Annotated in this window: 9 protein-coding genes; 7 read left to right on the forward strand and 2 right to left on the reverse strand. The window is 68.0% G+C overall.

Annotated elements, in window-relative coordinates; translation table 11 throughout:
- The first annotated feature begins 164 nt into the window (after positions 1–164).
- The 4 genes from ACGFX9_RS18400 to ACGFX9_RS18415 are packed head-to-tail and all read left to right on the forward strand — an operon-like array spanning position 165 to position 5,035.
- Positions 165–2,393: a polyribonucleotide nucleotidyltransferase gene (locus ACGFX9_RS18400; protein WP_393472374.1), complete on the forward strand. Its 2,229-nt coding sequence runs from the start codon at positions 165–167 to the stop codon at positions 2,391–2,393.
- The gene (locus tag ACGFX9_RS18405) at positions 2,390–3,769 is read left to right on the forward strand and encodes a M16 family metallopeptidase (RefSeq protein WP_393472377.1); all 1,380 of its coding nucleotides are present in this window, start codon (positions 2,390–2,392) and stop codon (positions 3,767–3,769) included. The genes ACGFX9_RS18400 and ACGFX9_RS18405 overlap by 4 nt, the downstream gene beginning before the upstream one ends.
- Positions 3,770–3,809: 40 nt before the next feature.
- On the forward strand, positions 3,810–4,562 hold the full coding sequence (dapB, locus tag ACGFX9_RS18410) for a 4-hydroxy-tetrahydrodipicolinate reductase (RefSeq protein WP_393472380.1): 753 nt from the start codon (positions 3,810–3,812) through the stop codon (positions 4,560–4,562).
- A gap of 20 nt (positions 4,563–4,582) precedes the next feature.
- The gene (locus ACGFX9_RS18415; protein WP_365866697.1) at positions 4,583–5,035 is read left to right on the forward strand and encodes a hypothetical protein; all 453 of its coding nucleotides are present in this window, start codon (positions 4,583–4,585) and stop codon (positions 5,033–5,035) included.
- A 28-nt stretch (positions 5,036–5,063) separates the two neighbouring features.
- Here ACGFX9_RS18415 and ACGFX9_RS18420 read toward each other — a convergent pair whose 3' ends face one another.
- Positions 5,064–5,621, reverse strand: coding sequence for a hypothetical protein (locus ACGFX9_RS18420; protein ID WP_393472384.1), 558 nt, complete (start codon positions 5,619–5,621; stop codon positions 5,064–5,066).
- 110 nt (positions 5,622–5,731) lie between these two features.
- Positions 5,732–5,971 carry a hypothetical protein gene (locus ACGFX9_RS18425; RefSeq protein WP_393472387.1) on the reverse strand — a complete coding sequence of 80 codons (240 nt, stop codon included), beginning with the start codon at positions 5,969–5,971 and terminating at the stop codon, positions 5,732–5,734.
- A gap of 191 nt (positions 5,972–6,162) precedes the next feature.
- Here ACGFX9_RS18425 and thyX point away from each other — a divergent pair, with 191 nt between their 5' ends.
- The 3 genes from thyX (at position 6,163) to ACGFX9_RS18440 (ending at position 9,835) form a co-directional block, all read left to right on the forward strand.
- On the forward strand, positions 6,163–6,903 hold the full coding sequence (thyX, locus tag ACGFX9_RS18430; protein ID WP_361837802.1) for an FAD-dependent thymidylate synthase: 741 nt from the start codon (positions 6,163–6,165) through the stop codon (positions 6,901–6,903).
- A gap of 211 nt (positions 6,904–7,114) precedes the next feature.
- Positions 7,115–8,014, forward strand: a complete 900-nt coding sequence (gene dapA / locus ACGFX9_RS18435; RefSeq protein WP_393472390.1) for a 4-hydroxy-tetrahydrodipicolinate synthase — start codon at positions 7,115–7,117, stop codon at positions 8,012–8,014.
- Positions 8,015–8,149: 135 nt separating this feature from the next.
- Positions 8,150–9,835: a ribonuclease J gene (locus ACGFX9_RS18440; RefSeq protein WP_393472393.1), complete on the forward strand. Its 1,686-nt coding sequence runs from the start codon at positions 8,150–8,152 to the stop codon at positions 9,833–9,835.
- The last annotated feature ends 384 nt before the right edge of the window (positions 9,836–10,219 follow it).

Below are 10,219 nucleotides of genomic sequence, written 5' to 3' on the forward strand. Positions count from 1 at the left end.
CGAACGAGGAGAAGCGCGCCTCAAGGAACGCCGCCGCCGGTCCTCGGTAGTGGCCCCCGGGGAACACCCGGGTGCTTCGATCGAAGACCGGCCCGCGCCAGTAGGAGCGCTTCTCCGTCCCCGTGCCACACGGGCCAGGGGACGAAGACGAGGAGAAAACGCTAGTGGAGAACGAGACCCACTACGCCGAGGCTGTTATCGACAACGGCACTTTCGGCACCCGCACCATCCGCTTCGAGACGGGCCGCCTGGCCAAGCAGGCCGCAGGCTCCGCCGTCGCATACCTGGACGACGACACCATGGTGCTGTCGGCCACCACCGCTTCCAAGCGGCCCAAGGACCAGCTCGACTTCTTCCCCCTCACGGTGGACGTCGAGGAGCGGCAGTACGCCGCCGGCAAGATCCCCGGTTCGTTCTTCCGTCGTGAGGGCCGTCCCTCCGAGGACGCGATCCTGACCTGCCGCCTGATCGACCGCCCGCTGCGTCCTTCCTTCAAGAAGGGCCTGCGCAACGAGATCCAGATCGTCGAGACGATCATGGCGCTCAACCCCGACCACCTGTACGACGTGGTCGCGATCAACGCCGCCTCCTGCTCCACGCAGCTGGCAGGACTGCCCTTCTCGGGCCCGATCGGCGGCACGCGTGTGGCGCTCATCAAGGGTCAGTGGGTCGCCTTCCCGACGCACACCGAGCTCGAGGACGCCGTCTTCGACATGGTCGTCGCCGGTCGCGTCCTCGAGGACGGCGACGTCGCGATCATGATGGTCGAGGCCGAGGCCACCGAGAAGACCATCCAGCTCGTCGCGGACGGTGCCGAGGCGCCGACCGAGGAGATCGTCGCCGCCGGTCTGGAAGCCGCGAAGCCCTTCATCAAGGCGCTCTGCAAGGCCCAGTCGGACCTCGCCGCGAAGGCCGCCAAGCCCACCGGTGAGTTCCCGGTCTTCCTGGACTACCAGGACGACGTCCTTGAGGCCCTGACCGCCGCCGTGAAGTCCGAGCTCTCCCAGGCCCTGACCATCGCCGGCAAGCAGGAGCGCGAGGCCGAGCTCGACCGCATCAAGGAGATCGCCGGCGAGAAGCTGCTCCCGCAGTTCGAGGGCCGCGAGAAGGAGATCTCCGGTGCCTACCGCGCGCTGACCAAGAAGCTGGTCCGCGAGCGCGTCATCAAGGACAAGGTCCGCATCGACGGCCGTGGCGTCACGGACATCCGTACGCTCGCCGCCGAGGTCGAGGCCATCCCGCGCGTGCACGGCTCGGCGCTGTTCGAGCGTGGCGAGACCCAGATCCTGGGCGTCACGACGCTGAACATGCTCCGCATGGAGCAGCAGCTCGACACGCTGTCGCCCGTGACGCGCAAGCGTTACATGCACAACTACAACTTCCCGCCGTACTCGGTCGGCGAGACCGGCCGCGTCGGTTCGCCCAAGCGCCGCGAGATCGGCCACGGAGCGCTCGCCGAGCGCGCCATCGTGCCGGTGCTCCCCTCGCGCGAGGACTTCCCGTACGCGATCCGTCAGGTTTCCGAGGCCCTCGGTTCGAACGGCTCGACGTCCATGGGCTCGGTCTGTGCCTCCACGATGTCGCTGCTCAACGCCGGTGTGCCGCTGAAGGCCGCCGTCGCCGGTATCGCCATGGGTCTGATCTCGCAGGAGATCGACGGCCAGACGCACTACGTCGCCCTCACCGACATCCTCGGTGCGGAGGACGCGTTCGGTGACATGGACTTCAAGGTCGCCGGTACGAAGCAGTTCGTGACCGCGCTCCAGCTCGACACCAAGCTCGACGGCATCCCCGCCTCGGTCCTGGCCGCCGCGCTGAAGCAGGCCCGTGACGCGCGTCTGCACATCCTCGACGTGATGAACGAAGCGATCGACGTTCCGGACGAGATGTCCCCGAACGCGCCGCGCATCATCACGGTCAAGATCCCGGTGGACAAGATCGGTGAGGTCATCGGCCCGAAGGGCAAGATGATCAACCAGATCCAGGAGGACACCGGCGCCGACATCACGATCGAGGACGACGGCACCATCTACATCGGTGCCCAGCAGGGTTCGCAGGCCGAGGCCGCCCGCGCCACGATCAACGGCATCGCCAACCCGACCATGCCGGAGGTCGGCGAGCGCTACCTGGGTACGGTCGTCAAGACCACCACCTTCGGTGCGTTCGTGTCGCTCATGCCGGGCAAGGACGGTCTGCTGCACATCTCGCAGATCCGCAAGCTCGCCGGCGGCAAGCGCGTGGAGAACGTCGAGGACGTCGTCGGCGTGGGCCAGAAGGTCCAGGTCGAGATCGCCGAGATCGACTCCCGCGGCAAGCTCTCCCTCATCCCCGTCGTCGAGGGCGAAGAGGGCGACGAGAACGCAGCCGACACGAAGGACGACACCGACAAGTGACGTCGCGTAGCACCACGACGACGGCCCGCCCCTCTTCGGAGGGGCGGGCCGTCGCCCGTACCCAAACCCTGCTCAAGGGCAAGGACGGCATCGGCACGGTCCGCCGTACGACGCTTCCGGGCGGCCTGCGGGTCGTCACGGAGACCTTGCCCTCCGTACGCTCGGCGACCTTCGGGATCTGGGCGAACGTCGGCTCCCGTGACGAGACCCCTGCTCTGAACGGCGCGACGCACTACTTGGAACACCTGCTCTTCAAGGGCACCAAGAAGCGCAGCGCGCTGGACATCTCGGCCGCGCTCGACGCGGTCGGCGGCGAGATGAACGCCTTCACGGCGAAGGAGTACACGTGCTACTACGCACGCGTGCTCGACACCGACCTGCCGCTGGCCATCGACGTCGTCTGCGACATGCTGACGGGCTCCCTGATCCTCCAGGAGGACGTCGACGCCGAACGCGGCGTCATCCTCGAAGAGATCGCGATGACCGAGGACGACCCGGGCGACTGCGTGCACGACCTGTTCGCGCACACGATGCTCGGCGACACCCCCCTCGGCCGCCCCGTCCTGGGCACGGTCGACACGGTCAACGCCCTTGACGCGGACCGGATCCGGCGCTTCTACAAGAAGCACTACGACCCGACCCGTCTGGTGGTCGCGGCCGCGGGCAACGTCGACCACAACAAGGTCGTACGCCAGGTCCGCTCGGCCTTCGAGAAGGCGGGCGCCCTCAAGCGCACCGACGCCACCCCGGTCATCCCGCGCCAGGGCTCCCGCAGCCTGCGCACCGCCGGCCGCGTCGAGGTCGTCAACCGCAAGACCGAGCAGGCCCACGTCATCCTCGGCATGCCAGGCCTGGCCCGCACGGACGAGCGCCGCTGGGCCCTCGGCGTCCTGAACACCGCGCTCGGCGGCGGCATGTCGTCCCGCCTCTTCCAGGAGGTCCGGGAGAAGCGCGGCCTGGCCTACAGCGTGTACTCGTACACGTCGGGCTTCGCCGACACCGGTCTCTTCGGCGTGTACGCGGGCTGCCGTCCGAGCCAGGTGCACGACGTACTGAAGATCTGCCGCGACGAACTCGACCAGGTCGCGCAGAACGGCCTGAGCGACGACGAGATCGGCCGCGCGATCGGCCAGCTCGCGGGCTCCACCGTCCTTGGCCTTGAGGACACCGGGGCGCTGATGAACCGCATCGGCAAGAGCGAGCTGTGCTGGGGCGAGCAGATGTCGGTCGACGACATGCTCGCCAAGATCTCGGCGGTCACCCCGGACGAGGTCCGCGAGGTCGCCCGCGACGTCCTTGGCCACCGCCCTTCGCTGTCGGCCATCGGCCCGCTCAAGGACAAGCAGGCCGCCCGTCTGCACGACGCGGTCTCCTAACCCTGACGCGGTCTCCTAACCCCCTTAAGGAATCAGGCACATGAGCAAGCTGCGCGTGGCGGTCATCGGAGCCAAGGGCCGGATCGGCTCCGAGGCCGTCCGAGCCGTCGAAGCCGCCGACGACCTGGAACTGGTCGCGGCGCTCGGCCGGGGCGACTCGCTGGAGACGCTGGTGGAGACCGGCGCCCAGGTCGCGGTCGAACTGACCAACCCCGACTCGGTGCAGGAGAACCTGGACTTCTGCGTACGGCACGGGATCCACGCCGTGGTCGGTACGACGGGCTGGACCGACGAGCGCCTCGCGCAGCTGCGGACCTCGCTGGACGCCTCGCCGCGCACCGGCGTCCTGATCGCCCCGAACTTCTCCATCGGCGCGGTCCTCACCATGAAGTTCGCGCAGATCGCGGCGCCCTACTTCGAGTCCGTCGAGGTCGTCGAACTGCACCACCCGAACAAGGCCGACGCCCCCAGCGGCACCGCCACGCGCACCGCCCAGCTCATCGCCGAGGCGCGTCGTGCGGCGGGCAGCGCCCCGCAGCCGGACGCCACGGTGACCGCGCTCGACGGCGCCCGCGGCGCGGACGTCGACGGCGTGCCGGTGCACTCCGTGCGCTTGCGCGGGCTTCTTGCCCACCAGGAGGTGCTGCTCGGCGGTGAGGGGGAGACCCTGACGGTCCGGCACGACTCGCTGCACCACAGCAGCTTCATGCCGGGCATCCTGCTCGGCGTACGCCGGGTGGTGAACACTCCCGGCCTGACGTTCGGCCTGGAGCACTTCCTGGATCTGAACTGACCCGGGCTGAGCTGACCGTCATGCGAGCAAAGATCACTTACGCCGTCACGGCCGCCGTCCTGGTCGTCTACTTCGTCCTGGTCGGCAGCCGAGGCGTGCTCCTGATACAGCACGGCACCGCGCTCACCGTCACCTTCGGTGTCGCGGTGCTCATCCTGCCGTTCATCGGCGTCTGGTTCCTCTGGAAGAACACCCAGTTCGTCCAGCGCGCCAACCGCCTCGCCGCCGAGCTCGAGGCCGAAGGCGGCCTGCCGGTCGACGAGTTGAAGCGCACGCCCGGTGGCCGCATCGACCGTGACTCGGCCGACGAGGTCTTCGCCAGGCGCAAGGCCGAGACCGAGGACGCGCCGGACGACTGGCGCTGCTGGTTCCGCCTCGCCGTCGCCTATCACGATGCCCGGGACACCCCGCGCGCGCGAAAGGCCATGCAGCGCGCGATCGCGCTGCACGCGGGCAGGCCGGTCAACGTCTAGCGTTCAGGATCAGGTCCAGCGTGGTGGATCAGGCGGTGCGGCGGTACTCGTCGGCCCACACCTCGATGGAGTCGGCCGCCCGGTTGAAGGCCTCGTGCCGCGCCAGGAAGTCGGCGTTGCGGTCGGTGAGCAACGGCGGCTGACCACCGCCCTGATCCCGTCGTACGAGGACGAGCGCCTGCCCCTGCACGGTGCGGGGCAGCCCGAGCCACCGCACGGGCTGCTGTGTCGTCCGCACCGTCACGACCTGCGCCCACGGCACGGTCTGCGTCGTCAGGAAGGCCACCCGACGCAGCCCGTGCGCGCTGACCCAGGTGCCCATCCGCAGCAGCCGCAGCGCGCTCACGATGACGGCCACCGCGAGCCCCGCGCACAGGGCCGCGGCCGCCAGTGAGTCCGCGAACGAAATGATCACGGCGGCCACGAGCACGAACGAGGCGAGCAGCAGAAGCAGCGCGGCCGCTCCCACTCGAAACGGGCCGGGCCGGTAGGGCCGCCGCCAGATGTCACGATCGTCGAACGGCAGCGCGGCGTCGTCCGCTGCCTCGTCAAAGGCGCGGTCAGCCGTCAGGAAGGGCAGGGGCACGACTGATCCTCACTCGATCCACGCATGGGCTGTGCCCGGTGAGGTTATCGAGCCCTGCTACCGCCTACCACCCTTGGGGGTCCGGACGGGGGCAGAGGCCTGGACGGGCGTCATCGGCCGTCCGAGGCTTCGGACTGCTGGTTCTGCGCGGGTGACTGATCGGGCGACAGGGCGGGCATGCCGAACAGCAGGGAACCCGCGAGGCCGGCGACCACGACCAGGCCGACCAGGGTCCGGCCCACCACCTGAGCGGCCGAGGGGCGCTCTCGGGGCGGGGGAGTGACATTGCTGCGGAACTTGTCGGCTTCGGCGATGAAGGCGAACGGAACGGGCTCGCGCCGACGGAACATGGGGTGCGTTTCTCCTCACGCGAATCGAACTTAACTCTGTTGTCTAGACAGACGCTCGAAAGACCCAAATGGTGCCCGGTTTCGCCAAATTCGCCGAAGAATGTCGTGGCGGGGCACCGAACGGCCGATTGTCAGTGCCGGGCCATAGAGTGGTCGCCGCCCGAGTGACGCACATGGAAGGACCCCCGCCAGTGAGCGAGACCCCCACCGAAGACCTCAAGCCCAGCTTCCGCAGCGAGGTCACCGTCGAGTTGGTGAAGCATGCCGCGACCGACTCCGACGTCCTGTGGGCCGCCCGCGTCTCGACTGCCGGCGAGCAGTCCCTGGAGGAGCTCCAGAAGGACCCCGAGCGCTCCAAGGGCCTGATCAACTACCTGATGCGGGACCGCCACGGCAGCCCCTTCGAGCACAACTCGATGACGTTCTTCATCAGCGCCCCCATCTTCGTCTTCCGCGAGTTCATGCGGCACCGCGTGGGCTGGTCGTACAACGAGGAATCGGGCCGCTACAGGGAGCTCCAGCCGACGTTCTACGTCCCGGACGAGTCCCGCAAGCTGGTCCAGGAGGGCCGCCCCGGGAAGTACGTCTTCGTCGAGGGCACCCAGGCCCAGCAGGAGCTCACGGGCCGCGTCATGGAGGACTCCTACCGCCAGGCGTACGAGGCGTATCAGGAGATGCTCGCCGCCGGTGTCGCCCGCGAGGTCGCCCGCGCGGTCCTGCCCGTCGGCCTCTTCTCCTCGATGTACGCGACGTGCAACGCCCGTTCGCTGATGCACTTCCTCGGCCTGCGCACGCAGCACGAACTCGCCAAGGTCCCGTCCTTCCCGCAGCGGGAGATCGAGATGGTCGGCGAGAAGATGGAAGAGGAGTGGGCCCGGCTGATGCCGCTCACGCACGCCGCCTTCAACAAGAACGGCCGTGTGGCTCCGTAAGGCGGCCTTCTGGCCCCATAAGGCACTGGTGTGCGGGTGGGCCGAGCGAGGTGTCCGTATTGCGGCATTTCGAGAAGTTCATCTAGCCTGATCAAACGGACCCGGCACTGCTTGAACCCCCGAGCAGGCAGTGCCGGGCTCCTCACTTGTCAGGTCCGCACACATCCCCCGAGGGGGGACCACGCGCTGAGCAGCGAGTAGCGTGTTACCCATGGCTCCGACCTCCACTCCGCAGACCCCCTTCGGGAGGGTCCTCACCGCCATGGTCACGCCCTTTACGGCGGACGGCGCACTTGACCTCGACGGCGCGCAGCAGCTGGCTGCCCATCTGGTGGACGCAGGCAACGACGGCCTCGTCATCAATGGCACCACCGGCGAGTCCCCGACCACCAGCAACGCGGAGAAAGCCGAGCTCGTACGAGCCGTAGTGGAGGCAGTCGGAGACCGCGCCCACGTCGTGGCGGGCGTCGGCACGAACGACACCCGCCACAGCATCGAGCTCGCCCGCGATGCCGAGCGCGTCGGCGCGAACGGACTCCTGACCGTCACGCCGTACTACAACAAGCCCCCGCAAGAGGGTTTGCTCCGGCACTTCACCGCGATCGCGGACAGCACCGAGCTGCCGGTCATGCTCTACGACATCCCCGGCCGCAGTGGCGTACCGATCAACACCGAGACGATCGTCCGGCTCGCCGAGCACCCCCGGATCGTCGCCAACAAGGACGCCAAGGGCGACCTCGGCCGCGCCAGCTGGGCCATCGCCCGCTCCGGTCTGGCGTGGTACTCCGGCGACGACATGCTGAACCTCCCGTTGCTCTCCGTCGGCGCCTGCGGCTTCGTCTCCGTGGTCAGCCACGTGGTCACCCCGGAACTGCGCTCGATGATCGACGCGTACTCCACGGGTGACGTGCAGAAGGCCACCGAGATCCACCAGAAGCTGCTCCCGGTCTTCACGGGCATGTTCCGTACGCAGGGCGTGATCACCACGAAGGCGGCACTCACCCTGCAGGGCCGCCCCGCGGGACCGCTGCGCCTGCCCCTCGTCGAGCTGTCGCCCGACGAGACGGCTCAGCTCAAGATCGACCTCGCCGCCGGCGGGGTACAGCTCTAGTCCCAGACTTCACAACTGAATACGCGAGACCCCGCAGGACAGCGTCCTGCACCCACACAAACAACTGCTACTGCACGAACGTCATGCGCGCCACGTGCCTTGGAGGTACGTGGCGTGTGTGGTGAGGAGAGTCTTTTGAGTCATCCGCATCCTGAACTTGGCGCCCCGCCGAAGCTCCCGAAGGGCGGCCTGCGGGTCACCCCGCTCGGCGGCCTCGGCGAGATCGGCCGCAACATGACCGTCTTCGAGTTCAACGGTCGCCTGCTGATCGTCGACTGCGGAGTGCTCTTCCCCGAGGAGGAGCAGCCCGGAATCGACCTGATCCTGCCGGACTTCACGTCCATCAGGGACCGCCTCGACGACATCGACGGCATCGTGCTCACGCACGGCCACGAGGACCACATCGGCGGTGTCCCCTATCTCCTGCGCGAGAAGCCGGACATCCCGCTGATCGGCTCGAAGCTCACGCTCGCGCTCATCGAGGCGAAGCTCCAGGAGCACCGGATCCGTCCGTACACGCTGGAGGTCGTCGAGGGCGACCGCGAGCGTCTGGGCCCGTTCGACTGTGAGTTCATCGCGGTCAACCACTCCATCCCGGACGCCCTGGCCGTCGCTGTCCGCACCCCCGCGGGCATGGTGGTCGCCACCGGCGACTTCAAGATGGACCAGCTGCCGATGGACGGCCGCCTCACGGACCTGCACGCGTTCGCGCGGCTGAGCGAGGAAGGCATCGACCTCCTCCTCTCCGACTCGACGAACGCCGAGGTCCCGGGCTTCGTCCCGCCGGAGCGCGACATCTCGAACGTGATCCGGGGCGTCTTCGCCGGCGCCCAGAAGCGGATCATCGTCGCGAGCTTCGCCAGCCACGTCCACCGCATCCAGCAGATCCTGGACGCGGCCCACGAGTACGGCCGCAGGGTCGCCTTCGTCGGCCGCTCGATGGTCCGCAACATGGGCATCGCCCGGGACCTGGGCTACCTGAAGGTCCCGCCGGGCCTGGTGGTGGACGTCAAGACGCTCGACGACCTGCCCGACAGCCAGGTGGTGCTCGTCTGTACGGGTTCCCAGGGCGAGCCGATGGCAGCCCTGTCCCGGATGGCGAACCGCGACCACCAGATCCGCATCGTCCAGGGCGACACGGTGATCCTGGCGTCGTCGCTCATCCCCGGCAACGAGAACGCGGTCTACCGCGTGATCAACGGCCTGACCCGCTGGGGCGCCAACGTCGTCCACAAGGGCAACGCGAAGGTGCACGTCTCCGGCCACGCGTCGGCCGGCGAGCTCCTGTACTTCTACAACATCTGCAAGCCCAAGAACCTGATGCCGGTCCACGGCGAATGGCGCCACCTGCGCGCCAACGCCGAGCTGGGAGCCCTCACCGGCGTCCCGCACGACCGCATCGTGATCGCCGAGGACGGCGTCGTCGTCGACCTCGTCGAGGGCAAGGCGAAGATCGTCGGCAAGGTCCAGGCCGGTTATGTGTACGTCGACGGCCTCTCCGTCGGCGATGTCGGCGAGCCCGCGCTGAAGGACCGCAGGATCCTCGGGGACGAGGGCATCATCTCGGTCTTCGTGGTGGTGGACTCCAGCACCGGCAAGATCACCGGGGGCCCGCACATCCAGGCCCGCGGCTCGGGCATCGAGGACTCGGCGTTCTCGGCGGTCATGCCGAGGGTCCAGGAGGTCCTGGAGAAGTCGGCCCAGGACGGCGTCGTGGAACCCCACCAGCTGCAGCAACTCATCCGCCGCACGTTGGGCAAGTGGGTCTCGGACAACTACCGCCGACGCCCGATGATCCTCCCCGTGGTCGTCGAGGTCTGACCCCGACGCAGGGTGAACTAGGAGCGGGGCGCCTCGATTTGCATCGGGGCGCCCCGCTCCAGTACGTTTACGTCTCCGCCGCAGAGGGAAGCACCCGGCACTCACGTGCTCGGAGCAACCCGAAGAGGGCGGGGAATTCCGACTCAGAATCTCTGATAAAGTCGGAACCGCCGGAAAGGGAAACGCGAAAGCCGAAAGGCAGGAGCGGGAACCGGAAAGGCACCGAGGAAATCGGACACGAAAGAGTCTGATAGAGTCGGAAACGCAAGAACAGCAAGACAAAAGAAACACCGAAGGGAAGCGCCCGGAGGAAAGCCCGAGAGGGTGAGTACAAAGGAAGCGTCCGTTCCTTGAGAACTCAACAGCGTGCCAAAAGTCAACGCC

Source organism: Streptomyces sp. NPDC048436 (assembly GCF_043200355.1).
Lineage (GTDB): Bacteria > Actinomycetota > Actinomycetes > Streptomycetales > Streptomycetaceae > Streptomyces.

What these genes read in the sequence shown, in the direction of transcription:
- dapA (WP_393472390.1), top strand. Translation starts at nt 7,115, where the DNA reads ATGGCTCCGACCTCCACTCCGCAGACCCCCTTCGGGAGGGTCCTCACC.
- ACGFX9_RS18425 (WP_393472387.1), bottom strand. Translation starts at nt 5,971, where the DNA reads ATGTTCCGTCGGCGCGAGCCCGTTCCGTTCGCCTTCATCGCCGAAGCC.
- dapB (WP_393472380.1), top strand. Translation starts at nt 3,810, where the DNA reads ATGAGCAAGCTGCGCGTGGCGGTCATCGGAGCCAAGGGCCGGATCGGC.
- ACGFX9_RS18415 (WP_365866697.1), top strand. Translation starts at nt 4,583, where the DNA reads ATGCGAGCAAAGATCACTTACGCCGTCACGGCCGCCGTCCTGGTCGTC.